The organism is Pseudomonas salicis (assembly GCF_057128705.1).
In genome coordinates this window covers 594,841-621,200 of record NZ_JBSKHU010000001.1, presented here as the reverse complement: position 1 = coordinate 621,200, position 26,360 = coordinate 594,841, and the positions used below count along the sequence as shown (strand labels likewise).

At 62.6% G+C, this 26,360-nt stretch carries 26 protein-coding genes and 1 riboswitch; of the genes, 14 read left to right on the top strand and 12 right to left on the bottom strand.

Going from position 1 to position 26,360, the window contains the following annotated elements:
• The first annotated feature begins 6 nt into the window (after window positions 1-6).
• Genes sctS through sctU form a run of 3 tightly spaced genes read left to right on the top strand, consistent with a single transcriptional unit; the run spans window position 7 to window position 2,173 of the window.
• Window positions 7-273 (top strand): type III secretion system export apparatus subunit SctS, encoded by a 267-nt coding sequence (gene sctS / locus ACWKWE_RS02890; protein WP_166594323.1) that lies wholly within the window; start codon window positions 7-9, stop codon window positions 271-273.
• Entirely contained in the window at window positions 274-1,068 is a 795-nt protein-coding gene (gene sctT / locus ACWKWE_RS02885; protein ID WP_483849553.1) for a type III secretion system export apparatus subunit SctT, read from the top strand.
• A 28-nt stretch (window positions 1,069-1,096) separates the two neighbouring features.
• A complete protein-coding gene (gene sctU, locus ACWKWE_RS02880) occupies window positions 1,097-2,173 on the top strand; it encodes a type III secretion system export apparatus subunit SctU (protein WP_483849552.1) in 1,077 nt (358 codons plus the stop codon).
• Window positions 2,174-2,222: 49 nt separating this feature from the next.
• Here the strand turns inward: sctU and ACWKWE_RS02875 are convergent, their stop codons facing one another.
• Window positions 2,223-3,143 (bottom strand): LysR family transcriptional regulator, encoded by a 921-nt coding sequence (locus ACWKWE_RS02875; protein WP_166594320.1) that lies wholly within the window; start codon window positions 3,141-3,143, stop codon window positions 2,223-2,225.
• Between the two features lie 278 nt (window positions 3,144-3,421).
• Here ACWKWE_RS02875 and ACWKWE_RS02870 point away from each other — a divergent pair, with 278 nt between their 5' ends.
• Complete coding sequence (locus ACWKWE_RS02870) at window positions 3,422-4,741, top strand: OprD family porin (RefSeq protein WP_483849551.1); 1,320 nt, start codon at window positions 3,422-3,424, stop codon at window positions 4,739-4,741.
• Between the two features lie 11 nt (window positions 4,742-4,752).
• Here the strand turns inward: ACWKWE_RS02870 and ACWKWE_RS02865 are convergent, their stop codons facing one another.
• Complete coding sequence (locus ACWKWE_RS02865; RefSeq protein ID WP_166594318.1) at window positions 4,753-5,262, bottom strand: helix-turn-helix domain-containing protein; 510 nt, start codon at window positions 5,260-5,262, stop codon at window positions 4,753-4,755.
• Window positions 5,263-5,486: 224 nt separating this feature from the next.
• On the opposite strand from ACWKWE_RS02865, the gene ACWKWE_RS02860 reads away from it, so the two are divergent.
• Complete coding sequence (locus tag ACWKWE_RS02860) at window positions 5,487-6,131, top strand: phosphohydrolase (RefSeq protein ID WP_483849550.1); 645 nt, start codon at window positions 5,487-5,489, stop codon at window positions 6,129-6,131.
• 71 nt (window positions 6,132-6,202) lie between these two features.
• Here ACWKWE_RS02860 and ACWKWE_RS02855 read toward each other — a convergent pair whose 3' ends face one another.
• The 5 genes from ACWKWE_RS02855 to ACWKWE_RS02835 all read right to left on the bottom strand — a co-directional run bounded on the left by ACWKWE_RS02855 (window position 6,203) and on the right by ACWKWE_RS02835 (window position 13,071).
• Entirely contained in the window at window positions 6,203-8,494 is a 2,292-nt protein-coding gene (locus ACWKWE_RS02855; protein WP_483849549.1) for an ATP-binding protein, read from the bottom strand.
• Window positions 8,495-8,698: 204 nt separating this feature from the next.
• A complete protein-coding gene (locus tag ACWKWE_RS02850) occupies window positions 8,699-9,316 on the bottom strand; it encodes a response regulator transcription factor (RefSeq protein ID WP_166594315.1) in 618 nt (205 codons plus the stop codon).
• A 14-nt stretch (window positions 9,317-9,330) separates the two neighbouring features.
• Complete coding sequence (locus ACWKWE_RS02845; RefSeq protein WP_483849973.1) at window positions 9,331-10,884, bottom strand: ATP-binding protein; 1,554 nt, start codon at window positions 10,882-10,884, stop codon at window positions 9,331-9,333.
• Window positions 10,885-11,118: 234 nt separating this feature from the next.
• A complete protein-coding gene (locus ACWKWE_RS02840) occupies window positions 11,119-12,006 on the bottom strand; it encodes a helix-turn-helix domain-containing protein (protein ID WP_483849548.1) in 888 nt (295 codons plus the stop codon).
• Window positions 12,007-12,078: 72 nt separating this feature from the next.
• Complete coding sequence (locus ACWKWE_RS02835) at window positions 12,079-13,071, bottom strand: MBL fold metallo-hydrolase (protein ID WP_483849547.1); 993 nt, start codon at window positions 13,069-13,071, stop codon at window positions 12,079-12,081.
• 208 nt (window positions 13,072-13,279) lie between these two features.
• On the opposite strand from ACWKWE_RS02835, the gene ACWKWE_RS02830 reads away from it, so the two are divergent.
• The 4 genes from ACWKWE_RS02830 (at window position 13,280) to ACWKWE_RS02815 (ending at window position 17,341) form a co-directional block, all read left to right on the top strand.
• The gene (locus ACWKWE_RS02830) at window positions 13,280-14,710 is read left to right on the top strand and encodes a mechanosensitive ion channel domain-containing protein (protein ID WP_483849546.1); all 1,431 of its coding nucleotides are present in this window, start codon (window positions 13,280-13,282) and stop codon (window positions 14,708-14,710) included.
• A 177-nt stretch (window positions 14,711-14,887) separates the two neighbouring features.
• The gene (locus ACWKWE_RS02825; RefSeq protein WP_483849545.1) at window positions 14,888-16,102 is read left to right on the top strand and encodes an MFS transporter; all 1,215 of its coding nucleotides are present in this window, start codon (window positions 14,888-14,890) and stop codon (window positions 16,100-16,102) included.
• A 134-nt stretch (window positions 16,103-16,236) separates the two neighbouring features.
• Window positions 16,237-16,995 carry an endonuclease/exonuclease/phosphatase family protein gene (locus ACWKWE_RS02820; RefSeq protein ID WP_166594742.1) on the top strand — a complete coding sequence of 253 codons (759 nt, stop codon included), beginning with the start codon at window positions 16,237-16,239 and terminating at the stop codon, window positions 16,993-16,995.
• Window positions 16,996-17,143: 148 nt separating this feature from the next.
• Window positions 17,144-17,341 (top strand): con-10 family general stress protein, encoded by a 198-nt coding sequence (locus ACWKWE_RS02815; protein WP_166594309.1) that lies wholly within the window; start codon window positions 17,144-17,146, stop codon window positions 17,339-17,341.
• Between the two features lie 70 nt (window positions 17,342-17,411).
• Here ACWKWE_RS02815 and ACWKWE_RS02810 read toward each other — a convergent pair whose 3' ends face one another.
• Window positions 17,412-17,576 (bottom strand): hypothetical protein, encoded by a 165-nt coding sequence (locus tag ACWKWE_RS02810; RefSeq protein ID WP_166594291.1) that lies wholly within the window; start codon window positions 17,574-17,576, stop codon window positions 17,412-17,414.
• 58 nt (window positions 17,577-17,634) lie between these two features.
• Window positions 17,635-18,192, bottom strand: a complete 558-nt coding sequence (locus tag ACWKWE_RS02805) for an ATP-dependent Clp protease proteolytic subunit (RefSeq protein WP_166594308.1) — start codon at window positions 18,190-18,192, stop codon at window positions 17,635-17,637.
• 365 nt (window positions 18,193-18,557) lie between these two features.
• Between ACWKWE_RS02805 and ACWKWE_RS02800 the strand changes: the two genes are divergently transcribed.
• The 5 genes from ACWKWE_RS02800 (at window position 18,558) to ACWKWE_RS02780 (ending at window position 23,628) form a co-directional block, all read left to right on the top strand.
• Window positions 18,558-19,553 (top strand): aldo/keto reductase, encoded by a 996-nt coding sequence (locus tag ACWKWE_RS02800; RefSeq protein WP_483849544.1) that lies wholly within the window; start codon window positions 18,558-18,560, stop codon window positions 19,551-19,553.
• Window positions 19,554-19,672: 119 nt separating this feature from the next.
• Window positions 19,673-20,392, top strand: coding sequence for an aspartate/glutamate racemase family protein (locus ACWKWE_RS02795; protein WP_483849543.1), 720 nt, complete (start codon window positions 19,673-19,675; stop codon window positions 20,390-20,392).
• 58 nt (window positions 20,393-20,450) lie between these two features.
• A riboswitch (cobalamin riboswitch) is annotated at window positions 20,451-20,659 on the top strand.
• Window positions 20,660-20,780: 121 nt separating this feature from the next.
• The gene (locus ACWKWE_RS02790) at window positions 20,781-21,800 is read left to right on the top strand and encodes an ABC transporter substrate-binding protein (RefSeq protein ID WP_483849542.1); all 1,020 of its coding nucleotides are present in this window, start codon (window positions 20,781-20,783) and stop codon (window positions 21,798-21,800) included.
• Window positions 21,797-22,837, top strand: coding sequence for a FecCD family ABC transporter permease (locus ACWKWE_RS02785; protein ID WP_483849541.1), 1,041 nt, complete (start codon window positions 21,797-21,799; stop codon window positions 22,835-22,837). Before ACWKWE_RS02790 ends, ACWKWE_RS02785 begins: the two co-directional genes overlap by 4 nt.
• Window positions 22,834-23,628 (top strand): ABC transporter ATP-binding protein, encoded by a 795-nt coding sequence (locus ACWKWE_RS02780; RefSeq protein WP_483849540.1) that lies wholly within the window; start codon window positions 22,834-22,836, stop codon window positions 23,626-23,628. The genes ACWKWE_RS02785 and ACWKWE_RS02780 overlap by 4 nt, the downstream gene beginning before the upstream one ends.
• Window positions 23,629-23,697: 69 nt before the next feature.
• Here ACWKWE_RS02780 and ACWKWE_RS02775 read toward each other — a convergent pair whose 3' ends face one another.
• The 3 genes from ACWKWE_RS02775 to sctC are packed head-to-tail and all read right to left on the bottom strand — an operon-like array spanning window position 23,698 to window position 26,359.
• Complete coding sequence (locus ACWKWE_RS02775; RefSeq protein WP_166594303.1) at window positions 23,698-24,048, bottom strand: type III secretion protein HrpV; 351 nt, start codon at window positions 24,046-24,048, stop codon at window positions 23,698-23,700.
• 2 nt (window positions 24,049-24,050) lie between these two features.
• A complete protein-coding gene (gene hrpT, locus ACWKWE_RS02770; protein ID WP_166594302.1) occupies window positions 24,051-24,257 on the bottom strand; it encodes an HrpT family type III secretion system protein in 207 nt (68 codons plus the stop codon).
• Window positions 24,254-26,359 carry a type III secretion system outer membrane ring subunit SctC gene (gene sctC, locus ACWKWE_RS02765; protein ID WP_483849539.1) on the bottom strand — a complete coding sequence of 702 codons (2,106 nt, stop codon included), beginning with the start codon at window positions 26,357-26,359 and terminating at the stop codon, window positions 24,254-24,256. The genes hrpT and sctC overlap by 4 nt, the downstream gene beginning before the upstream one ends.
• Window position 26,360: the final 1 nt, after the last annotated feature.

Sequence of the window (26,360 nt, the reverse complement as noted above, 5' to 3'; positions counted from 1 at the left end):
CGGCCCATGGAAGCGTTGGCGTTGTTCAAGCAGGGCATGTTTCTGGTGGTGATCCTCACCGCGCCGCCGCTGGGCGTGGCTGTACTGGTGGGGGTGATGACGTCACTGGTTCAGGCTTTGATGCAGATTCAGGACCAGACCCTGCCCTTCGGCATCAAACTGGCGGCGGTCGGCCTGACCCTGGCCATGACCGGGCGCTGGATCGGTGTCGAACTGATTCAGTTCATCAATATGTCATTCGACCTGATCGCCCGTTCCGGGGGCATGCACTAGATGCCCTTCGACGCACAGGGGCTGTTTGAATTGATGCTGGGCATGGGCCTGGCAGCGGCGCGCCTGTTGCCGTGCATGATTCTGGTCCCGGCGTTCTGCTTCAAATACCTCAAGGGCCCGCTGCGCTATGCCGTGGTGCTCGTGGTGTCGATGGTCCCGGCGCCCGCCATCAGCCGCGCGCTGTCTTCCTTTGAAAACGACTGGTTTTCCATCGGCGCGCTGCTGCTCAAGGAAGCGGGGCTGGGCACCTTGCTCGGCCTGCTGCTGTACGCGCCCTTCTGGATGTTCGCCTCGGTGGGTGCCTTGCTCGACAGCCAGCGCGGCGCTTTGAGTGGCGGGCAGCTGAACCCGGCCCTCGGGCCTGATGCAACCCCCTTGGGCGAGTTGTTTCAGGAAACCCTGATCATGCTGGTGATCCTGTCGGGCGGCCTGTCGCTGATCACCCAGGTGATCTGGGACAGCTACCAGGTCTGGCCGCCCACCGCGTGGCTGCCGGGCATGACGGTCGAAGGCCTGGACGTGTTTCTCGAACAGCTCAACCAGACGCTGCAACACATGATGCTCTACGCCGCGCCGTTCATTGGCCTGTTGCTGCTGATCGAAGCGGCGCTGGCGATCATCGGCCTGTACGCGCAGCAGCTGAACGTGTCGATTCTGGCGATGCCAGCGAAGAGCATGGCGGGCATCGCGTTTCTGCTGATCTACCTGCCGACCCTGTTGGAACTGGGCAACGGCCAGATTCTGCAACTGGCCGATCTCAAGCATTTGCTGACGCAATTGGTGCCGGTGCCGTGAGCGCGCAGCCGATAAACAGGGGCAGTCGATGAGCGAAAAAACCGAAAAAGCCACGCCCAAACAGCTGCGCGACGCCCGGGAGAAAGGCCAGGTCGGGCAAAGTCAGGACCTGAGCAAACTGCTGGTGCTGCTGGTGGTCAGCGAGGTCACGTTGGGGTTGGCCGATGAAAGCGTGGCGCGGCTGCTGCATTTGCTGTCGCTGTCGTTTCAGGGGATCGGAAAACCCTACCTGCACACCCTCGAACAGGTGGCCAGCGAAGGGGCCTCGGTGCTGGTCGGATTCATCCTCAGCAGCGTCGGCATCGCGGTGCTGATGCGGCTGGTGGGGAGCTGGATGCAGATCGGCTTTCTGTTCGCGCCCAAGGCCTTGAAGATTGACCTCAACAAGCTCAACCCGTTTGCCCACGCCAAACAGATGTTCTCGGCCCAGAGCCTGACGACGCTGCTGCTCAGCATTCTCAAGGCGGTGGCGATTGCCGCGACGTTGTATGCGGTGGTCAAGCCGTCGCTGGGGGCGTTGATTTTGCTGTCCAACACTGACCTGACGACCTACTGGCATTCGCTGTTGCAGCTGTTCCGCCACATCCTCCGCGCCACTTTGGGGCTGCTGGTGGTGATCGGCGTCATGGACTTCGCGTTGCAGAAGTATTTCCACGCGAAAAAGCTGCGCATGAGCCATGAGGACATCAAGAAGGAATACAAACAGTCCGAGGGCGATCCCCACGTCAAAGGCCATCGTCGGCAACTGGCCCACGAACTGCTGAATCAGGCCCCGACCGCGCCACCGAAACCCGTGGAAGATGCCGACATGCTCGTGGTCAACCCGACCCACTACGCCGTCGCGTTGTATTACCGGCCGGGAAAAACGCCGTTACCGCTGATTCATTGCAAAGGCGAAGACGACGACGCCCTGGCCCTCATCGCCCGAGCGAAGAAAGCCGGGATTCCGGTGGTGCAAAGCATCTGGCTGGCGCGCACGCTGTACAAGGTCAAACCCGGCAAACACATCCCCCGCCCGACCCTGCTGGCCGTGGCGCACATTTATCAGGTCGTGCGGCAGCTGGAGGAAGTGACGGACGAGGTGATTCGGATTGAGGAGGAGTGATCCTTCGGCCAGCATCAAAAGCTTGAACTGCGCCATTCAATACCACGCCTCACGGCATCGGCCGCGTTTCCTGTGACATGAACTCGGTGATCCGCCCCCGCAACCAGCGTTCGGCAGGGTCGTTGTCGTGGACGCCGCTCCAGACCATCGACAACTCGGCCGGCTCGATGGGAAACGGTGGGTCTTCGGCCCGCAGGGCGCAGCCTTCCACCAGCGCGCAGGCCGCGTAATCCGGGACGGTCGCGATCAGCTCGGTCCCGGCCAGCAAGGCGCGCAAACCACTGAACTGAGGCACCGCCACCACCACCCTTCTCGCCCGCCCGACCTTGGCCAGGTCCAGGTCGATGTTGCCGCTCAGATCCCCCGAGAACGACACCATGGTGTGCGGCCGCTCGCAGTAGTCGTCCAAAGTCAACGTGCCGGGACGCTTGTCGCCCCGCAGCACTTTGCAGCCGATGTCGCGCAGTTTCTTGCGCTTGGCGTTGGCCGGCAGTTCGGTGGTGTAACTGATGCCCACCGAAATTTCCCCGGACGCCAGCAGCGACGGCATCAGCAGGTAATTGGCCCGGCGCACCACGACGATGATCCCCGGGGCCTCTTCCCGCAGGCGCGTCAGCAGCGGCGGAAACAATCCAAACTCGGCATCGTCGGAGAGCCCGATCCGGAACACGTCGCAACTGGTCGCCGGTTCGAACTCCTTGGCGCGGCTCACGGCCCCAGAAATGGTGTCGAGCGCCGGTTGCAGCTCCTTGAGAATGTCCAGCGCACGGGCCGTCGGCTCCATCGCCCGGCCGTTGCGCAGCAGCAACGGGTCGTCGAACAAATCGCGCAAACGGGCCAGCGCGGCACTGATCGCGGGCTGGCCCATGAACAGCTTCTCAGCGACGCGCGTCAGGTTACGTTCGAACATCAACGCTTCGAAGATCACTAACAGGTTCATGTCGACGCGGCGCAGGTCGTTGCGATTCATGGATCGGTTCCGGTGTAAGCATGAGGGAAAGGCCCGCGCTGGGCGGCGCACGGTTCGAGCCCGTCAACAATGCACAACACGCGAGGCACTGTAAACGGCTCGGGCAGATATACACAGTCGGTTGCCGTACGGCTTGCATGAATGTGCTCTTCGTGACGTTGACGCCTTCATTTATCACGCAGCACTCCCGGACTAAAACGCGCACAGGGCATCAATCCCCGCGCGTCCGTGCCTGCCACATTGACGGCTTGCGTGTTCACTCTTCAGAAGGCCGTTTCATGGCAAGCCGATTGTCCCTGCTGTCCCTGGCGCTACTCACCACTTCCCCGACCTTGATGGCCGCCACTGCCCCCGATGATCAGGGCTTCCTCGCGGGCACTTCACTGAACATTCTGGCGCGCAATTTCTTCCTGCAGACCGACTATCGCACCGCGCATCCCGATCAGAGTTATCGACAGGAATGGGCCCAGGGTTTTATCGCCAACCTGCAATCCGGGTTTACCCAAGGCATGTTGGGCGTTGGTGTCGATGCCCACGGTTTCTATGGCCTGAAGCTCGACAGCGGCCGAGGTCACGCCGGGACCGGGTTGCTGCCGCTGGACAGCGACGGCCGTGCCGAAGACGATTACGCCAGCGCCGGCGGTGCACTGAAGCTGCGGCTCTCGAACACCACGCTGAAGATCGGCGAGATGGAGGTCGAGACGCCGGTCCTCGACACCGGGGACAAACGCCTGCAACCGGAATACGCCACCGGCCTGTTTCTCGACAGCCGGGATGTCGACGGATTGAAACTGGTCGCTGGACACTTCAACGCGTTCAAGAACGAAAACGCCTCCACCGCCCACGGCGATTTCGATGGCTATGGCGCCAGCACCCGGGGTCGCGCGTTCTCCCTGGCGGGCGTGGAAAGCACGGGCGACGGACCGTTTGGCGGGTCGGTCTATGGCTCGCAACTCACTGACACCTGGCGGCAGTATTACGGCAACCTGCACTACCTTGCCGTGCCATCCGACAACAGCTCATTGCTGACGGATGCCAACGTCTATCGCACGCTGGATCAAGGCAGCGCCCGGGCCGGGGCCATCGATAACACCGCCTGGAGCCTGTCGACGAAATACAGCCTGGGCGGTCAGGCGCTCACCCTCGCCTATCAAAAAATCGATGGCGACACGCCGTTCGACTTTGTGGGGGGCGATTCGATTTACCTCGCCAACTCGATCAAATACGCCGACTTCAACGGCGCCCACGAGCAGTCCTGGCAACTGCGCTACGACCTCGACGCCAGCGTGCTCGGCGTGCCAGGCCTGAAATTCATGACCCGCTACGTGCGCGGCAGCCAGATCGACGGCACCCACGCCCCTCAAGGCGCGGTGTACCAGCCGTTCGACGAAGAGACGGGACGTTTCCAGCCGGTCCAGGGCAAGGGCGGACGGCATTGGGAGCGCGACATCGACGTCAAATACGTCGTCCAGTCAGGCCCGGCGAAAGACCTGCTGTTCAACCTGTCGCATGTGTCCCATCGCGGCAACGACGCGCAAGGCGGCGATGACATTGATCGGTGGTACGTGGTGGTTCAATACCCATTGAATGTCTTGTAGCGCTGCAGTGATCACCCCGCACACGCCAACACGTGCGCCTTGGACCGTCGCCAGTTGAACGGCGTAATGCCCACCACTCGGGTGAACACGCGGGTGAAGTGCGACTGATCGGCGAACCCGCAATCAAGGCTGATCTGGGAAATGGTCAACGCCGATTCGCTCAACAGCCCACGGGCGCGGTCCAGTCGCATTTGCAGGAACCAGTCGCGGGGGGACAGGCCGGTGTTTTTCTTGAACGCCCGTGAGAAATGGCTGCGCGACAACGAGCATTCGCTGGCGATACGGGCAATCGACAGGCCCTTGTCCATCTGGCTGGCCATCAGCTCCTTGGCCCGCCGCTCCTGCCATGGAGACAGCGCCACGCGCTCGGCCGGGGTCTCGGTCTCAGGGCGTTCCGCTTCCGAGGCCACGCGATTCGACAGCTCACGCACCACCTGTTCCAGCAGTTGTTGCTCGCCGTCGGGCAAGGCACGCAAAGACGCCAGCAACGCGTTGTACAAAGTCGAGTTGATTGCATTCATTCCGGGCTCTCCAGGTCGCAGGGGGCGGTCTCTGGAGTCTGGTGCGCAGAGGCCTTAAAGTCCTTCTCCGGGTATTAAATGTTCTGAATGGTTAATAATCCGCGCCTGCCAGGTAGCCCGACCCAGACCCTTTCAGGACGTTTAAGGCGCCGCACAAAGACGCTGTCGCCCGAGCGGTTTAAGGTCTGAACATGCCAAGGCCCGGTTCGTTGCGAGGGACGCACGTGACCACCCGATATGTTGCTGGAATCTCGATCCCCGACAGCGCGATGGCCCGTGCGGCGACCGAGTTGATGCGGGCGACCCAGTCCGGACTGATGTTCGAAGCCGCCCGACGCACCTTTGTGTTCGCCAGCCTGATCGGGCAAGGCCGTGAATTGCGGTATGAGCCTGACCTGCTGTACATCGGCGCATTGTTTCTGCGCATCGGCGTGACGACGCTGTATCGCCATTCCCAGCAGCGCTTCGAAGTGGACAGCGCCGACGCAGCGGCCCAGTTCCTGCGAGGTTATGGCCGCTCCCGCGATGACATCGCCCTCGTCTGGGACGCCATCGCCCTGCACACCACCCCCGGCATTCCCTCGCACAAACCGGCGTTGACAGCGCTGCTGGCGGCGGCCGTCGACACCGACTTGCTTGGCACCCATTGCCAGGCGCTCTGCCCCGGTGTCCTCGCCTGCGTACTCAACGCATTCCCCCGCGAAGCCGGATTCAAGATCAAATTCCTGCATACGCTGGCCGAGGGACAACTGCACCGACGGCAAAGCACCTACGGCACGATCAACGCCGACGTGCTGGAGTTTCATGACCACCATCTGAATGCGGGCGGGTTCTGCGAACGGTTGCTGGCGTCGACCTGGCCCTATTAAGCGACGAGTTTCGAGCGGCAAGCTTCAAGCTGTGCGCGGAGGTCTCAGGTTCAGCGCTCGCCGCTCGCGACTTAAACCGCTGGGAGGGTGAAGACGAACGTGGCGCCGCCGTAGCGCGCAGGCATGACGTACAGCTGGCCGCCGTGGGCGTTGACGATGGAGCGGCAGATCGCCAATCCCATGCCCATGCCTTTGTCCTTGGTGGTGTAGAACGCGTTGAACACCTTGTCCATGTCCTCAGGGGCGATGCCCGGGCCGGTGTCTTCCACGCTCACCACCAGATAATCATCGTGCACCGCTTCGCTGGTGATCGACAGGCGTCTGAGCACCTGGTCGCCCGCGCTCAGGGCGTCCAGCGCGTTGAGGATCAAGTTCAGCACCACCTGCTGCAATTGCACTTCGCAGCCGTAGACCTGCAACGGTGAGCGGGTCAGGTGGCTGGTCATCAGGACTTTGTGTTGCTCCACCTCGACCACGGTCAGCGCCACGACGTGACGGATCACGTCGTTGATCAACAGCCGCCGTCGCTGCTGCGCACCTTGTCGCGCGAGAGACTGCAGGGCATTGACGATTTCTCCGGCACGCCGACCGTCCTGCACGATGTCCCGCAGCCCGGACAGCGCCTCATCGACCCGCGGGGTCTCCCGGTTCAACCAGCGCAGGCTTGCTGCGGCATTGGACACCATCGACGCCAGCGGTTGGTTGATTTCGTGGGCAATCGACGCCGCCAGCTCACCCATGACCGTGACTTGCGACACCCTCGCCAGTTTGGCCCTGGCGTTGCGCAGCGCGGTTTCAATGTCGTGTCGGCGAGCGTTTTCCGCCATCAGCTCCTGATGCAGTCGAGCGGTCTCCAGCGAGATGGCCGCCTGCCCGGCCAAGAGCTCCAACACCCCGGCTCTGTTGGCCGTGAACACCCCCGGCGCCAGATTGTTTTCCAGGTACAGCACACCGATCACCTGGCGCTGCTTGAGCAACGGCAGGCACAACGCGGACCGCACACGATGCTCGTCGAGGTATTCATCGTCGCGGAAGTAGCCGTCGGCGGAGACATCCTCGATCACCAGACGCTGTTGGGTACGCATCACCCGGTAGAGGATCGACAGGGGCAAGTGCGCCTTGCTGGGGGTCAGGTTCACCAATTCGATCTGCAGGCCGCCATCGTCGTCACGGCCAATCGCGTGGATCAGCGGCGCCTCGTTCTTGACCAGCATCAGCAGCGCCCGCTGTGCACCGGCATGCAGAATGGTGGTGCGCATGAGGATTTCGATCAGGCGATCCTGCTCGGTCTCGTCACTCAATGCCTGCGCCGCTTTCATCACCGACGCGAGGTCGAGCGTGTCCTGTCCTCCGGCAATGGTGACACTGACGCGAGATGCCAGAATCGCCTCCCGCTGCCGCGCCTGCGTGATCAGCGCGTGCCGGTACGCTTCACTGCGCGCCGGCGCCAGGTCGTGGCCCAATGCGGGAATGTCCTGAAGCCGTTGCCACTGGCAGTTGCACGAACGCAGGTCCGCCAGCAGATCAGCCGCGCTTTGGTAACGGTCGTCCGGGTTCTTGGCCAGCAACTTGAGCACCAGCTCCGACAGCGCGGGAGGAATGTCACCGCGATACAGGCTGAGCGCCGGTGGCTGTCGCGCCACATGGCAGTACACCCATTCGACGGCGTCGCGGGCCTCGAACGGCAAGTGGCCGGCCAACCACTCGTAAAACGTCATGCCGAGGGAGTAAAGGTCGCTGCGCTGATCGGCGTGACGCTCGACCCTGCGCGATTGCTCCGGGGACATGTACGCCAGCGTGCCGCAAATTGAATCCGACACTGGCAGAGCGCCCGAAGGGTGGGCCTCGACGCTCAGTCCAAATCCGCTCAGCCGCACACTGCCATCGGTCCCTTCCACCAGATTGCACGGCTTGATGTCACGGTGCAGCAGCCCTTCTGCGTGAAGGTGCACCAAGGCCGACGAGGCACCGATGGCCAAGTGTAGAAAGCGTTCGATCGTTAAGGGTTGATCGGCCAGTTCGTGCAGCGGCTGCCCGCCCGGATCGCTCGACACCAGCAGCAGGCCATGGCCGCTGGGCAATGCGTCGGACAACAGCGCCAGCGGTTGCAGCGCCCACCGGGGCGACAACCGGGCCGCGAGGGAAAACTCATGTTCCAGCCGCCGCGTGGCATTGTCACTTGCGCTGGCGGCCGCACTGATCACGCGCCACTGCTGACCTCCGCCGTCGGTGAGCCTGACCCGGAAATGACTCAGTTCGCCGTCGGCGAGCAGCCATTCCCAGACGAGCTGCCCCCACCACTCCGGCCCGAAGAGCGCGTCGTGGGGAGCCCTGCCTGATGGCGCATCAAAAACGCTGCTCATGAAAGCCCTTGTTGAGATTCAACGTCAGGGGCCGGATCGTGCCCCGCGGACCGTGCCTGAGTTCGACAGGCGTAAACAACAACGTGGAAGTCATCGGTCCTGCGAATCATAAGCACAACTTTGTCGGGCGGAAAGTTGACGCGATTGGCAGGTCACACGACATATAAACTTCAAACTACTGAAGATGTATAAATGTGCGGTTATTCATTGCGTCATGACACCGAGCCGCTCGTGCATCTTCAAAAGTTCGATGACATTGCGTGCGTTCATTTTTGCCATGACATGTTTTTTGTGAACTTTGGCGGTCACTTCGCTGGTGCCCAATTCGACGGCGATCTGTTTATTCATTTTGCCGGTGATCAATAAACCCATGACTTGTCGTTCACGGGGCGTCAGGTGATTGAAACGGTCGCGCACGTGAAACGTCAGGCGGCGTTCCGACAGGTTGAGCGCGTCGGCGGCCAGCGCTTCGCGCACCAGGTCCAGGAGGTGCTCCGGTTCGAATGGCTTGGTCAGGAACTCATGGGCCCCGGCTTTGATGGCCTTGACCGACATGGCGATGGTGCCGTAGCCGGTCATGAAGATGATCGGAAAATGCAGGCCGCGCACCTGCAATTCATCCTGCAAATCGAAACCCGTGCCGTGGGCGAGATTGACGTCGAGCAACAGGCAGGTCGGGGCTTCATCGAGCGGGTGCGCCAAAAAGGCGGCGGCGCTGTCGAAGGCGCTGCACGCGATGTCCTCCGAATTCAACAAGCGCTGCAGCGCGGTACGGATGGCCGCGTCGTCATCGACCACATAGACCCGGGGTGTCGCGTTCATAAACTCTTCCGTCTTCAGCGGCTCAACGCCAGTGCTCTGTGTGCCTGAGGATGATACCCGTCGGGACCCAACGGAACAGCCCTGAGCGGTTGGATATCGCCCTGTGCAGCGACGGGAACACGGTAGCGCGGGTCGAGCCTGAGGGTTTCGCCGGCGATTTCCTGGGTCTGAACCACGCGCAGGCAGGCCCGCGTTGCCGCCAGCATGCAATAAAAACGGAACGGTCCTTGGGCCGACACCACCAATAACGACTTGGTCGCCAGCCTCACCATGCAGTCCATGATGCACGCCCGGGCGAGCGTCGCGCACTGCAAGGCATGGCACGCCTGCTCCAGCGTGAACGGGCCGTCCAGGTCGGCGAGCAGCCTGAGCACCGCACGTTCGTCCCGGCTCAACAGACGATAGCTCCAGGCCAGCGACGCATGCAGCGTTTGTTGCCGTGGCGGCGCGGTGCGCAGGCTCGCGGTCAGCAGATGAACGCTGTCGTCCAGACTGGCGACCAGTTGATAAAGACCCAGTGCCGTGGCCCGTGCCGCCGCCATTTCCAGCGCCAATGGCATACCGTCCAGACGCCGACAGACCTCACCCACCAGCTCGACGCTGTAATCGTCCAGTTCGGTGTCGCCGCTGCCGCCCATGTGGCAGTCCAGCGCCCGCCAATGCCGGAGAAACAGCTGAGCGGAGGTGCTTTGCAACACGTTTTCGCGGCTGGCGTCCGGTGCGGGCGCCGTCAGCGGCGGCACTTGCACGCTGCGTTCGCCGGCAATCCGCAGGGGCTCACGACTGGTGGCCAGCAGCCGTGCACACGGCGCGCCCCGTAACACGGCCTCGACCAGCCCGGCGACCTCGTCGATGAGGTGCTCACAGTTGTCGAGGATAATCAGGCCCGGATGGCGAATGATGTGTTGGCAGAGGCTCGCCGCCAGCGGCTCACCCTCGACGGGCTCAACGCCCAATGCGGCCGCCAGCACTTCGCACAGCCGATCGCCCCGTTGCAACTCGGCCAGCGGCACGAAACACACCGGCATTGCCTCGCGGTCGATACGCTGCTGGCCGAGCACCACCGCCAGACTGGTCTTGCCCACGCCCCCCGGCCCGATCAGGGTGACCAACGCGTGGCCGTCGCTCAAGACGGCCTCCACCTCGTCCAGCAACGCCTCACGCCCCACCAGATCGACGCTCGCGGGCAGTCGATGCCTGGCGCTTGATGGTCCCCATCCCAAGGCTGTTTCCCGCGCCTTGGGCAACGGGTCCTGCAAGATGGCGTCAGGCCAGACACCCTCGCCGCCCAATAACAGGTAGCCACGACCGGGGATCGTGCGAATCAGGTCGCGGTCAGCGCCCAGCGCCTTGCGCAGTGCCGAAATGTGCACCTGCAAGTTATTTTCCTCGACGATGGTGTCGGGCCACACATGCTGAAGTATCTGTTCCTTGCTGACCAGTTGCCCCTGACGGCGAATCAGCATTTCCAGAATATCGAACGCGCGGGTGCCAATGCGCAGGGCAACGCCGTCTTTGAAAACGTCCCTGAGGTCCAGGGACACAGTAGCCTGACCGAGACTTATCATCTTATTCACGCAGTCCTTAGAGTGGATTCGCACGCCCTGAATGCGTCGAACGTGTACGAGGCCATTGGGCTCCCGCACTCGAACAACGTCGCCGATCCATTTTTAGTCAGTGAACATCTAATCAGTAAAAAACATTAACCGATATTATCCGTAGGGGTAGGAACTTGTAATCCATCCGTCTAACGCGTGCTGAATTTCGGTGAGCTTAATGATCGTTAGATAACGATTAGTTGGTCACTGTCGCTCGCCAGTGACCGGCACTGACAGCACCTGTCGCTGACGACTGCGCCAGGCACTGGGTGTTTCCCCGGTCAATCGGGTGAACACCCGCGTCAAATGCGGCTGATCGGCGAAGCCACAGTGCTGCGCAATCTGAACCAACGGCATGGGCGGCAGGGCGCGCAGCAATTCCCGCGCCCGCTCCACCCGAATCTGCAACAGCCAGGCGTGGGGCGCGACGCCAGTGGCCTGTTTGAATGCCCGGGAGAAATGGCTGCGCGTCAGCGAGCATTCCTGGGCAATGCGCTCAACCGACAGATCGCCGTCAAGGTGGCTGGCGATCAGCTCCTTGGCGATCGCCAATTGGGTAGGCGTGAGGGAGGCGTGAAGCTTGCCTGACGCCGGGGCGACACGCCCATAGCGGGCGATGGCGTGGCTGCTCATCGCCATCAGCACATGATCGAGAAACAAACGATTGGCCATGTCGGGACGTTGCAGCGCCGGGAGCATGGCGTGGGCCAGGTGATACAGCACGGGGTCTTCGGCGCCGCCCTGCTCGTAACGGAACACGCCGATCTTTTGGGCGCCCTGCTCGGCCTGCAACGCGTCCAGCGCCTGCCGGGGCAGCGTCACGCGCAGATTGTCGTAAGACGAACGATGCTGACAGCGCAGTTCATCGCCCATGAACGGCAACGCGACAGAGCCCCGGAGATGGCCACCGGCGTAGCTCAACCGGCGCCCGCGCCAGAGGCGGTGGGCGGCAAAATCCTGCAACTGAACGATGATCGAGAAGGCATCGACACACGGGATGTCGATGATCTTTTCAGGGTCGGGGGTCGCCTGCTGAATGCGCACCGCGGTGAAGGCATCACCGCTCAGTTGCATGATCCGGGGAGTGTTCAAGGGCCAGTCCTGTGTCAGTAAAGGGTGCCAGTGCAGTCGCCCACTCCCTGTGCCCAGGCGACTGCGCTCATCTTAGTCGATCAGCGGCACATGGGGAGCGCGCTGATACGGGCCGTATTCCACCGGCACCCACTGGAAGCGTTTGCCCAGGGCTTCGATGTGCCCGGTGCCGGGGAACGGCAGATGCGCGGCGGCGACCCAGCGCTTCTTGCTGGCGGCTTCGCTGAACACCGCGTCGCGGCTGGCGATCGCGTTCTGGCTGTTCTCGTCAAAACTGATGCTGACTTCCGGGTGTTCGAACTGCACGGCGAGGTTATGCACCAAGTCACCGATGAAGACAATGGATTGGCCACGAGACGTGAACTGGTACGTGGTGCTGCCGGGGGTGTGCCCCGCTTCGAGGGTGGTGTGCACTTCCGCAATGGGCGACTCGCCGGGGGTGAACGTCTTGAAACGACCGGCAGCGACGTAGGGAGCGGTGGAATCCTGCGCGATGTTGAAGAATGCCCTGGCCTGTTCCGGCACGCGGGACAGCGCCGTCGGGTCCAGCCAGTAATCGGCCTCAGGCTTGGCGGCGTACACCGTGGCGTTGGCGAAGATCGGCTGTTTGTTGCCGTCGACCAGGCCACAGACGTGATCCAGGTGCAGGTGGGTCAGAAAAATCGTGTCGACCTGCTCCGGTTCATAGCCCGCCGCCTTGAGGTTGCGCGTCAGCATGCCCGCGGTTTCACCGATGCACTGGCCCGCCCCGGTGTCCACCAGAATCAGGTTCTTCCCCGTGTTGATCAGAAAGGCATTGAAGGCGGTTTGCACCCCCGGTGTTTCGATGGCACGCCGAGCCAGCAGCGCGCGAATCCGCTCAGGGGACAGGCCTTTGAGCAGTTTTGGCGACAGGTCGTTGTAACCGTCGAACAACGCCGTGACTTCGTAATCCCCCACCGCCAGCCGGAAATAGCCCGGCACCTGGGTTTTCTGCTGGGCGGGCGGTTGGGCACTGGCCAGGGTCGAGCACAGCGCAAGGCCCAGGCCAGCGGCATGGGCGAGCGAAAACAGGGATGAGTGCATGGGACGCCTCAAAGCAGGGTTAGAAGAAGCGCCGATGGTGCAATCCCTGCCGATCCAGTGATTGAAGCGCTGTGCTTGTTTCGAAGCGACGCGGCGACGGCCGATGACGGTAGACTCCGCGAGCGATCGGTTATAGACATGCCGCCATCACTGTCCCTAACATCCCCGCGTGTCGTGGCGACGTGCCCTCTCCCGTGGAATTCCCTTCATGCCCTCAGCCGTTCCTCATTATTCGCTGGCCTGGAGCCTGCTTCTGCTTTTGGCAGATGTCGCGGCCTGGCACCTGCTGGCCGACCGCAACCGGTTGACCCGGATCGGCATCCGTCTCATGGGTTTCGTGGCCTACAGCCTGGTGATCGCCAGCGCAGGCGTGAGCCCACTGGAAGCGCCTGCCTGGCCCGACAACAGCGCCATGCAATTCGCCGCCACCGCGCTGGCCATCGTCTGGTGGATGTACGCGGCGCGCACCCTCACCGTTCTGCTGGGTCTGGTGTTGACCGGCCGCGTCGGCCACAGCGGGCGACTGTTGCAGGAGGTCATTGGCGCAGTGGTCTTCCTGATCGCCATCGTCGCGGCGGCCGGCTACGTGCTGCAGCTGCCCGTGAAGGGGCTTCTGGCGACCTCCGGGGCGATGGCGATCATCGTCGGCCTCGCGCTGCAGAGCACACTGAGCGACGTGTTTTCCGGAATCATCCTCAACACCACCAAGCCCTATCAGGTGGACGACGCGATCTCCATCGACGGGATGGAAGGCAAGGTCATGGACATCGACTGGCGCGCCACGCACCTGATGACCGGTGTCGGGACCATGGTGGTGATCCCCAACTCAGTGGCGGCCAAGGCAAAAATCGTCAATTTGAGCCGACCGGTCAATATTCATGGGGTGTCGATCACGGTGATGATGTCTCCGCACATCCGGCCCCGCCGCGTGCTGGATGCCCTGGAGCGTGCGTTGCAAGGGTGCAGCGCGTTGTTACAGACGCCACAACCCCGGGCGGTGGTCAAGGACACCAGCCCGACCACCATCGAATATTCGATGACAGGCTTCATCAGTGACCTCAATAACAAGAGCGACGTGCGCAATCTGCTGTTCGATCTGGCGTATCGGCACCTGGAAGCTGCGGGTATCGCCTGGCAATCGGAGATCACCGCCGAGGCCATGTCGCGACCCAGGGCGTTGCTGGACGAGGTGAAGGTGTTCAGGGCCAGCACCGCCGAAGAGAAAGACGAACTGGCGCAAACGATGGTCGCTCGGGAGTTCGCCACCGGTCAGACCATCATGGACATGGGAGACGAACCGGACGGGCTGTGGGTGATAGCGACCGGCGTTGTCTCGGTGAGGATTCCCGACGGCAGGGAGATGATCGAGGCCGGGCGCATGGGGCCGGGGGAAGTGATGGGCGTGCAGAACGTGCTCGACGACTCGCCGTCCGAGGCGCGCTTCATCGCCCTTACGTCCTGTGTGATGTACCGCATCGAAAAAGCCGCCACGCGCAAGGCGATGGAGCAGCGGGCGGAAATCACCACGGCACTCAACAAGTTGCAGGCGGTGCGCCAACAGAACAGCCAGCATGTTTTGCTGCGCAAGCCGGTGGCGATCAAGAAGAATCACTTTTTGGGCTGGTTGCAGAAGCGCTGAACGATTCGGGCGTGCGGGCAAGCCAAGGGAAATGCCACTGCCGGTAAACCCCCACCGCGACTGAAGATGGAATGAAAGAGACTGGCGACGCATCAGGATTAAATCGTTAGCCTGCTTTCATTTCCGTTGGCCTCGGGCGATGATGGCGCACTCCCACCGCGCCTGCGAAGAGCCCTCATGTCTGCCGCCCTGCCACCCGAAACGTCGCCTCAGCACACGAATTCAACGGCGATCACCCTGCAAATCGTCTCCATCGTCCTCTACACCTTCATCGCCTTCCTGTGCATCGGGCTGCCCATCGCGGTGATGCCCGGCTATGTCCATAACCAGCTGGGTTTCAGTGCGGTGGTGGCCGGTCTGGTGATTGGTTCGCAGTACCTTGCCACGCTGTTCAGCCGCCCTGTGGCGGGCCGGATCTGCGACACCATCGGTACCAAGCGGGCCATCGTGTACGGGCTGGCAGGCATCGCGATCAGTGGCGTGCTGACCGTTTTGGCGGTCCTGCTTGAACCGTTCGCGGGCATCAGCCTGTCCATTCTGGTGATTGCTCGGGTGATCCTCGGCGGGTCGCAAGGTCTGGTGGGCGTGGGCACCATCAGTTGGTGCATCGGCCAGGTCGGTGCGGAACACACGGCACGTTCGATTTCCTGGAACGGCATCGCGTCCTACGGCGCCATCGCCATCGGCGCGCCACTGGGCGTGGTGATGGTCAACACGCTGGGGTTCGTCAGCCTCGGCCTGGTGTTGACCGTGCTGGCCGCAGGCGCGCTGCTGCTGATTCGCAACAAACCGCCGGTGCCTGTGGTGCGCGGCGAGCGCATGGCGTTCTGGTCGGTGTTCGGCCGCGTCGCACCTTATGGCCTGGGCCTCACCCTGTCCTCCATCGGCTACGGCACCCTCACCACCTTCATCACGCTGTATTACGTCAGCCGGGGCTGGGAAGGCGCGGCGTGGTGCCTGACGGTGTTCGGTGTCTGCTTCATCGTGGCGCGGCTGTTTTTCATCAACGCCATCACCCGCTTCGGCGGCTACCGTTCGGCCATCGTGTGCATGTCGGTCGAGACCGTCGGACTGGTGCTGTTGTGGCTGTCGCCCAACACCACTGTGGCGTTGATCGGCGCGGGGTTCGCGGGGTTTGGTTTGTCGCTGGTCTATCCGGCCATCGGCGTCGAAGCCATCAAACAGGTGCCCAACAGCAGCCGAGGCGCGGGGCTGGGGGCCTATGCGGTGTTCTTCGATCTGGCACTGGCCATCGCCGGGCCGCTGATGGGCGCGATTGCCCTCGGCATGGGCTACGACTGGATCTTTTTCTTCGCGGCGGTGCTGTCGATTCTGGCGTTGGGCCTGACCGTGCTGCTGTCGCGACGCCCCGCCGTAGACACGCGGCTCTAGCACGACACCGGCCAAACGGCATCGCAAAACGCTGAACTGCCCGGACCCGAGCCGGTCGGAACTAGCACATCCCTCGCAAAAGGAGCGTGCGTGTGACTTCCGATCCTGCTGGTGTCCACCTTCCCCCCTCGGACATGTCGGGCGTACGGGACGTTCATCGTTTACGCGTACTGACGGTCAACACTCACAAGGGCTTCACGGCCCTGAACCGACGTTTCATCCTGCCGGAGCTGCGCGAAGCGGTGCGCAGCACGGGGGCCGATCTGGTGTTTTTGCAGGAAGTGCTCGGCGGCCATGATCGCCACGCCGCCCGCTATCACGACTGGCCGACCCTCTCCCAATACGAATTTCTCGCCGACAGCATGTGGAGCGACTTTGCCTACGGCCGCAATGCGGTTTACCCGGAAGGCCACCACGGCAACGCGATTCTGTCCAAATACCCGATCCTGCATTACCGCAATCTCGACGTGTCGATCACCGGCCCGGAGCGACGGGGCCTGCTGCATTGCGTGTTGCAGGTGCCGGGACACGACGAGGTGCACGCTATCTGCGTGCATTTGAGCCTGCTGGAAAGCCACCGCCAGTTGCAGCTGGATTTGCTGTGCGCGCTGCTGGACTCACTGCCCGAACACGCGCCGGTGGTGATTGCCGGGGATTTCAACGATTGGCAGTTGCAGGGCAACAAACGCCTGGCGCGCTGCACGTACTTGCACGAGGCCTTCGAGCAAAGCCACGGGCGATTGGCTAAGACCTACCCTGCCCGCTTCCCACTGCTGCGGCTGGACCGGGTTTACCTGCGCAACGCCACCAGTCACAACCCGAAAATCCTCGGGACGCGGCCGTGGACGCACCTGTCGGATCACCTGCCGCTGGCGGTCGAAGTGCACATGTAAACGCCCGTATTCAAGGCGCTGGCATCGTTTCGCCACTCCCGCCGTTTGTCCGGTAATGCCGTGATTGTTTAAACCAACTGCCGCTTGATTCATCCCATTTAATGCGAGCCACATGACTCGCCCTTCTCATAACAAGAGGTACGCAATCATGGCTAACACCGGAAAATCGAACCCTGGCAACTTCTCGAACGATCGCCAAAAAGCCTCCGACGCAGGCAAAAAAGGCGGCCAGGCTTCAGGTGGCAGCAACATGGCCAACGACCGGCAGAAAGCAACCGACGAAAAACGTCCGGACGCCAGCAAAAAAGGCGGAATGCCACAAGGCGGCGCAGGCCGTAAATCCTGATCAACGTCTGATCAGCGGAACGAGCGAGGGTGAGAGCCCTCGCTTTTTTTATGCCCGTGGGTTGGATCGGTCACGCGTCCGGGTCGATCAGCGGCACCGTGGCGTCCCGGTCGAACTGCGAACCCGGGTCTTCATTACCGGGGTCGTTATCGACGTCTACTTCAACCTCTTCTTCGTCCAGCGGAACAGCGCCACGGGGCACGGCGTCCGGGGTTTTGTGCGAATGAGTGTGCATGGCAGGTTCCTCGTGTCAGGCGGGTTCTTTGGCGACCCGGTGTGTGGATGAGTTGAGCTTAGCTGGCGCTGACCGTCCAGTGCGTGGCGCCTTCGGGAAACTGCAGCTGTTCGACCCGATGGGCGATGCCACAGGCCAGTGAATCTTCGGCCCGAATCACCTTTTCCTCCGATGACAGGCAGCGGCCAATGTCCAGCGGGGTCATCGCCCCGTCGGTTTCACTCAAATAGATGTTCACGTACCGCTGCAAGTCGTTGTCCAGGCTGCGCAGGTATTCGCGGATGCGTGAGTGATCCACCGAACTCTGGTTGAAGTACCAGCTCATCGGGTGGATGAGAAACCGGGAGTGAGGACAGACGATGCGCTCCTCGGCGGCGAGGTAGATGACGATGCCCATGGATTCGATGTTGCCGCTGTTCAGTGCGCGGATCGGCACCTTCAGTGACTTGAGAAAGTTGTAGATCGTGAAGCCCAGGGCCGTGCTGCCGCCTGCGGTGGAGAGGTTCAGCAGCAGGCCGGTCGCGCCCTTGTCGAGGGCTTCCAGACAGCGGTCGCGGAAATGCTCGGTGGTGGTCTGATCGACCCCACAATGGAAATGGACGATGTGTTCGCTCATCGACGGCCCTCCCTTTCCGGTTATCGACGCGGTGTAATGGGTTGGAAGGCGCGCAGACCGCAAAAGTTGCATGGTGCCGCGACGCCGCCTCTGCAGCAGCCCGGCTGGGTCATTCACAATAGCGTGCCGAGTTGAGAAACCTGTGGGAGCGAATTCATTCGCGAAAGGGTTTGGCAGACGACACACCTGCGTCGGATGTACTGCCTTCGCGAATGAATTCGCTCCCACAGGGAAAATCTGCGGCGTGGTGTGACACGTGTGCCCACCCTCCACACGAACCATAGAACTCCTGCCGCACGGCATGATCTGTACAACACGCCGGGCATTTTTTCCCGGCACTCCATGACCCCGGACAGGACACTTTCATGAGTCTGCACGACAAGATCATTGGCCGCCTCGGCTTTGGCGCAGCGCCTCTGGGCAATATGTTCCGCGACATCAGCGAGGAAGAAGCCGCCGCCACGGTGCAATCGGCGTGGGATCAGGGCATCCGCTATTTCGACACGGCGCCGCTCTACGGCTCGGGCCTGTCCGAGCAACGGCTGGGCAAGGCGCTGGCCCATGTGCCGCGCGACGAATACACCCTCAGCACCAAAGTGGGCCGGTTGATTTCCGACGAACTGGACAGCGAAACCCGCAGCGGCCCGTTCAGCGACGGTTTGAAAAACAAAATCCTCACCGATTATTCCGGCGACGCCACGCTGCGTTCCATCGAGGCCAGCCTCAAGCGCTTGGACACTGATCGCCTGGACATCGTGTTCGTGCACGACATCGCGCAAGATGCCCACGGCGACGAGTGGATCGAGCATTTCAACATCGCCCGCACAGGCGCTTTCCGCACCCTCACCCGCCTGCGCGAAGAAGGCGTGATCAAGGCGTGGGGCCTGGGCGTGAACCGCGTCGAGCCGTGCGAGCTGACGCTGGACCTGAGTGAAGCACAACCGGACGGTTTTCTGCTGGCTGGCCGCTATTCGCTGCTGGACCACGACCAGCCGCTGCAACGCCTGTTCGCCAAGGCCCGTGAGCACAACGCCGAGTTCGTCGTGGGCGGGCCCTACAGCTCGGGCGTGTTGGTGGGCGGCAAGCATTTCGAGTACCAGGAAGCGCCGCAAGCGATGCTCGACAAGGTCGCGCACATTCAGGAAATCGCCCGCCAGTACCAGGTCGAGATCAAATCGGCGGCGCTGCAATTCGTACTGGCCAACCCGCTGGTGGCGGCGGTGATTCCTGGCGCGAGCCGGCCCTCGCGAATCATTGAAGACGTTGCGGCGCTGAATGCCCAGGTGCCGGACGGCTTCTGGCAAGCGATGCGTGATCAAGGCTTCATTGCGCCGCAGGCTCCGGTGCCGATGAAGGATTGAAGATCCACCCGAGACGTCGGCGAACGGTTCGACGTCTCACCCGCCGAATTCCAAGGTGGCGCGGTTTTCGCTTCAGCGGTAGGCATGTATCCCATGATCACCGCTTGAGACCCGCCCCCATGCGCATTTTGATCGTCAACGTGAACACCACTCAATCCATGACCGACACCATTGCCGAGCAGGCGCGCAGTGTTGCGTCACCCGGCACGGAAATCATCGGCCTGACGCCACGTTTTGGTGCGGAATCGGTGGAAGGCAATTTCGAGAGTTACCTGGCGGCAATTGCCGTGATGGACCGCGTGCTGTCCTACGATCAGCCCTACGACGCGGTGATTCAGGCCGGGTATGGCGAGCACGGGCGCGAAGGCTTGCAGGAATTGCTGGACGTGCCGGTGGTGGACATCACCGAAGCGGCGGCGAGTCTAGCGATGTTGCTGGGACACACCTATTCGGTGGTGACCACGTTGGACCGGACCGTGCCGCTGATCGAAGACCGCCTGAAACTCGCCGGTGTGTTCGAACGCTGCGCGTCGGTGCGAGCCAGTGGCATGAGCGTGCTGGAGCTGGAAGACAGGCCGGACCGCGCATTGGAGGCCATCGCCGGGCAGGCGGTCGACGCGGTGACGCAGGACAAGGCTGAGGTGATCTGCCTGGGTTGCGGCGGCATGGCCGGGCTGGACCAGCTGATTCGTGACCGTGCGGGCGTGCCTGTGGTCGATGGCGTGACGGCCGCCGTGGCGCTGGCGGAGTCGTTGGTGCGGTTGGGGTTGAAGACCTCCAAAGTGCGGACGTATGCGAATCCGAGGCCGAAGAAAGTGATCGGCTGGCCGTTGAAATAACGGACCTGTAGGAGCGTGGCTTGCGAACGCCGAGTGGTCGCCTGTTTCGGGCAAATCGTTTACCATCCCCGCCGCCGGTTTCCACTCGGAATTAATAGGGAATCCACGAGCCGTGCCCTGTGTCATCGGGCGCGCTCAAACGGAACTGTCCCCGCAACTGTAGGCGTCGAGCCGTGCTTCCTGTTTGCCACTGGGTTACCGCCCGGGAAGGCCGAAGCACGGTGATGAAGCGCCAGTCAGGAGACCTGCCGGCAAGCGTCAATCATTCACCGGCGGGGTGTCCGGGAAGGACTCCCGTGCGCGGTGCTTGCCTCTTTTCTTCGGCTGCCGTCAGGGTGTGCTTTCCAGTGCCTGTTTCGTCGATCACAGGCTCACTGGAGAAACCCCGATGTCGCTGCGCCGCTTTGCTCCCTTGTTCACCGGTCTGACGCTGTCGAGCGCAGCGTTCATGTCCCCCTCCGCGTTGGCTGCACCGACCCACTACCCGTTGACCCTCGACAACTGCGGCGTGCCCCTGACCTTTGCCCAGGCGCCTCACAAAGCCGTGACCATCGGCCAGGCCGCCACCGAAATGCTCTATGCGCTGGGCCTGAGCAACCGGGTCATTGGCACTTCCCTGTGGTTCAACGACACCCTGCCTCAATTCAAGGACGCCAACGCGAAGATCGAGCGCCTGGCCGACAACGCGCCGAGCTTCGAATCGGTGATCGGCAAGCACCCGGACTTCGTGCCGGTGCAGTTCGAATGGATGGTCGGTCCGCAAGGTGCGGTCGGCACCCGCCAGCAGTTTCACGACCTGAAGATCCCGACGTATATCCTGCCGTCCGACTGCGAAGGCAAGAACAATCTGGTCGGCGCTGACGGGACTCGGCTTGAAGCGTTCCGCATCGACGCGCTGTACAAAAGCATCGCGCAACAGGCGGAAATCTTCGACGTTCAGGATCGCGGCCAGCAACTGATCGATGGCTACAAGGCCCGTCTGGCTCAGGCCATCGAACACGCCAAGGCCCATGACGCGAGCAGGGTTTCGGCGGTGTTCTGGTTCTCCAGCCCGGACATCAACACCGATCCGTACGTCGCCGGGCGCAAAGGCATTCCGGGCTTCATGCTCGACACACTAGGCATGCGCAACGTCATCGATTCGGACGAAGAATGGCCGACCGTGGGCTGGGAAACCATCGCCAAGGCCAACCCGACGATTCTAGTGATCGCGCGCATGGACCGTCGCCGCTTCCCCGCTGACGATCACGAAAAGAAACTGGCCTTCCTCAAGTCCGACCCGGTGACCCGCAACATGGACGCCGTGAAAAACAACCGCATCGTGATCATGGACGCCAGTGCGATGGAGTCCAGCGTTCGCCTGTTCGACGGCATCGAGCAACTGGCCAAGGCCACTGACGCGCCATGAACATCCTGAACGTCGTCCGCTCGCTGGGCCATGGCCTGTGGGTCAGCGCGTTGCTGATACTGGCGGTGATCGCAGGCGTGGCCATCGGCGAAACGGCCATCAGCGTCCCGGTGATCTTTCAGGTGCTGGCGAACAAGCTGTGGGCGGCCGGTTATGCGGTCGATCCCATCGACGAGGGCATTGTCTGGAATTACCGGCTGACCCGGGCCATCGTCGCGGCGGCCTGTGGCGCGGGCCTGGCGATGTCCGGCGTGGTGCTGCAATCGTTGCTGCGTAACGCGCTGGCGGACCCTTATCTGCTGGGGATTTCCGCCGGGGCTTCGACCGGCGCGGTGTTGGTCGCGATCATCGGGTTGGGCGCCGGGGCGATTTCCTTGTCGATGGGTGCGTTCGCCGGGGCCATTGCCGCGTTTGCCCTGGTCGCGTTGTTGGCACGGTCGTCTCGGGCCTCGGGCAGCCAGGCGGCGACGGGGCAAATCATCCTCGCGGGGATCGCCGGGTCGCAGCTGTTCAATGCGCTGACGTCGTTCCTGATCACCAAATCCGCCAGCGCCGAACAGGCCCGGGGCATCATGTTTTGGCTATTGGGCAATCTCAGTGGCGTGCGCTGGACCTCGGTGGCGCTGTCCGTGCCGGTGGTGCTGCTGGGGTTGGTGGTGTGCCTGTGGCATCGGCGTTCACTGGATGCATTCACTTTTGGTGCCGACTCGGCGGCTTCGCTGGGGATTCCGGTGCGTCGGGTGCAGACCCTTCTGATCGCCACCGCAGCGTTGGTGACGGCAGTGATGGTATCGATGGTCGGCTCGATTGGCTTCGTCGGACTGGTGATTCCCCATGCCGTGCGCATGGTCGTCGGGGTGCGGCATGCGCGGCTGTTGCCGTTGAGTGCCTTGAGCGGCGCGCTGTTCTTGATCGCCGCCGATGTGCTGTCGCGGGTGCTGATCAAGGGCCAGGTGCTGCCCATTGGCGTGATCACGGCCCTGGTCGGCGCGCCGGTGTTTGCACTGATTCTGATGCGGGGAAATCGCGCCCGATGAACGCTTCTGTCGAACAGGCCGCCAGCGTGCTCAGCGCGGTCAATCTGAGCTACAGCGTCAAGGGCGCGACGTTGCTCAGCGGCGTGTCATTGTCGATTCGGGCGGGGGAAAACCTCGGCGTCGTGGGCCCTAACGGTTCAGGCAAATCGACCCTGATCAAGTTGCTGGCCGGGTTGCAGACGCCCACCTCAGGCGAAGTATTCCTGCACGGGGAACGGTTGTCTGCCATCCGCCGTCGCGACCTGGCGCAGCGGATGGCGGTGGTCGAGCAACAAGCTGAAACCGGCGATTCGATCAGCTTGCTTGAAGCCGTGGAGTTGGGGCGCACGCCGTGGCTGTCCGCGCTGGCGCCGTGGAGCGCGGAAGACGCGCGAATCGTCAGTGAGGCGATTGCCGATGTGAGTCTTGAGCCCCTTCGTCATCGAGCCTGGCACACGCTGTCGGGCGGCGAACGGCAGCGGGCGCACATTGCCAGAGCATTGGCGCAACGGCCGCAGATCCTGTTGCTGGACGAGCCGACCAACCACCTCGACATTCAGCAGCAACTGTCGATTCTGCACCTGGTGCAGCGCCTGCCCGTGACCACCGTCATCGCCCTGCACGATTTGAATCAGGCGCTGGCCTGTGACCGGTTGGCCGTGATGGACCGGGGGCGACTGGTGGCGTTGGGGTCACCGTTCGAGGTGCTGACGCTGGAGCGATTGCGGGACACATTCGGCGTATCGGGGCATTGGTTGACCGACCCGTTCGACGGGCAGCGGGTGTTGCGCTTGCGTACCCACATTGCCTGAATCACAGGGGTGTCTGACACCCCTCGATTCTCGCAGTGGATCGCGGTGCTGCATTGAATGGCGCAGGCCTCAATCCCGCAAATGCTCCAACCCCGCCAACATCAATTCATGCTGGCGAATGCTGTCCAGGCTGGTGGGGGATTCCGAGGCGTCGGGCACGGCGTGCCAGACCACGAAATCCCGCTGCACATCGAGAAACAGGAAATACTCGTTGAACACCTCAGCCTGCGAAAACCGCCGCTCCAATGCATCGCGCAATTGCTCGGGGCGCAGGGCGCGGCCTTCGATGTGCAGGGCGATGCCCCAATCCCGGTGCTCTCGACGGCTGACGAAGGCGATGCCGGTTGCCACTGGCCAGATGGCCGCGCGTTCTGCGGCGACGTGGGCGTAGAACGCTGCCTTTTCCGATACCCGAATCATGCTCAGTCCTTTAATGGCACAACGGTGAAGTCTTGCTCGTGGTCCCGCTCGTCGATGCCCTGGCGCATGTCCGTCGGCCACCAGATCACCAGCTCACGATCGTTGGAATCCGGGCGCTTGCAGGCGTAGCCCGAGCAGCCCGAATGGCTCGCGCAGCCGCCCAGGGTGGCGAACAGCACGAGCAGGATGATGTAACCGCGCAGGTTCATCGTGTGGCCCCCTTGAGCAATGATGGACGGTTTTTGCCGGACTTGGTCGAGACCTGCGGCTGGCGGACCGCAATGTAGATTTCACTCTCCGCGCCCGGTTGCAGCCAGGCATGGGGCCAGGCACTGACGCCCATCACCCAGCGGCCGCCGCAACGGCTTTCGTCGATGCGCACCGGTTTCGCGGTGGTGTTGTGGGCGACCACCACGGCGATGCCCCAATCCTTCTTCGCAAACCACTGCGAACGCTGACGGTCCAGTTCCAGACCCGCACCGGGGTCGCACAGGCTGTCGGCTTCGAACGGCAGCGCCTCGCCACTGTTGAAGCCCACCGGCGCCACGCCATCGAGCAACTGCGTGAACGCGTTCTGCACGTCGCCACGGGTCGGTTCTTCACCGCCGTCGCGGCGCTGCTTGATGCGCTTCATCTGATCGTCAACGTCGTGGGGATTGCTCAGCTCGACGTAACGCGAGGGGTTGACCTGATCGCCAATCAGACGCGGGGTCAGAATGAACAGGCGTTCACGCTGGTTGGTTTCCCGGGTGCGGTTCTGGAACAGCAGCTTGCCGATCACGGGGATGTCTCCCAGCAACGGGATCTTGTTGACCTTGTCGTTGGTTTCCAGCCCGTGAAAACCGCCGATCACCAGCGAACCGTGCTCGGCGATCACCGCCTGCGTGCTGACGTTGCCCTTGCGCACCGCTGGCTGATCTTCGTTGATGTTGGACGTATCGATCTGGCCGTCTTCAATGTCCACGATCAACTGCACCTGAGAACTGCCGCCCTTTTCCAGCGAGCGAGGGATCACCTGAAGGCTGGTGCCTGCCGTGATCGGTTGAATGTCCGCCACCCGCTCGGACGTCGCCGTGAGGAATTCGGTGCGGCTGAAGTCGATCACCGCTGGCTGGTTTTCCAGGGTCAGGATCGACGGGTTGCCAATCACCGACGCCGCGCCGTTGCCTTCGAGGGCGTGCAGGTCGGCGGCGAACTTGCCGGCGTCCTGAATGAACAACGTCGAGCTGGTGCCTTGGGAAAATAGATTCGCCCCGCCGCTGACGCTGCCGGAATTGAAATTCCAGCGGCTGGACAGTTCGGCCAGTTCGTTGCGATCGATGTCGAGGATCACCGCGTCGATCTCGATCAGGTTGCGCGGGGTGTCCAATTCCTTCACCAGCTTCTGGTACATCGCCTTGCGTTTTGGCAGATCGTAGATCAGCACCGAGTTGTTGCGCACATCGGCGCTGACGCGGATTTTCGAGCGGCCGCTTGCGCTGTCACGGGAGCCACTGCCGCGTTTGCCACCGGAACCGAGCACGCGGTCCAGCCCTTGCTCCAGCGCATTGGTGTCGAACCCGCCGCCTTCGAGGCCGCCGTAGTTCAGACCGGCCGAATTGTTGCCCGCCATGCCGCTGGTGGTACTGCCCTGCCCTTGCACCAGATTCACGCCGTTGATGGACTCGCCCCGGGAGCGGCTTTCCAGCAATTCCTGAAGAATGCTCGCCACCCCGGCCACGGTCAGTTGCTGGTCGCGGTAGCGGATGGTGCGGTCGGCGGCGTTGGCGTATTTCAGCGGCAGCACGACGATGTCCTGCTTCTCGGCTTTCTCCGGCGCCTCGACCTTCTTGCTGTAGGTGCGTACGAAATCGACGTACTTGGCCGGGCCACGGACCAACACCACACCTTCGTCGGGCAATGCGCCCCAGCCGAAGCGTTTGTCCAGCAACCCGACGTCGGACAGCGCCTGCTGCAAGTCGTCCACCGCCTCCGGAGACACTTCAATGCGCGCCGAGGTCTGCTCGCTGGTGGGGCTGACGTACAGGGTTTCGTTGTAGACGAACCACTGGAAGTGGTGTTCCTGGCCCAGACGGTCGAGGAATTCCTGCGGGTTCTGCGCCCGGATGCGGCCGTCGAGGGTGCCCTGGATCGGCGCCATGTCCAGGCCAATGCCAAACTCCTTGGCGAAATCCTTGAGCGCGGTGGCCAGGTCGGTTTGCCGTGCATCGTAGGCGTAAGCCGTGTGTTTCCAGGCATCGGGCACCGCTGCCAGCGCGGGCATCGCGACGCCAATTATCAGCAGGGGCAACCACATTAAGGCCTTGCGCATT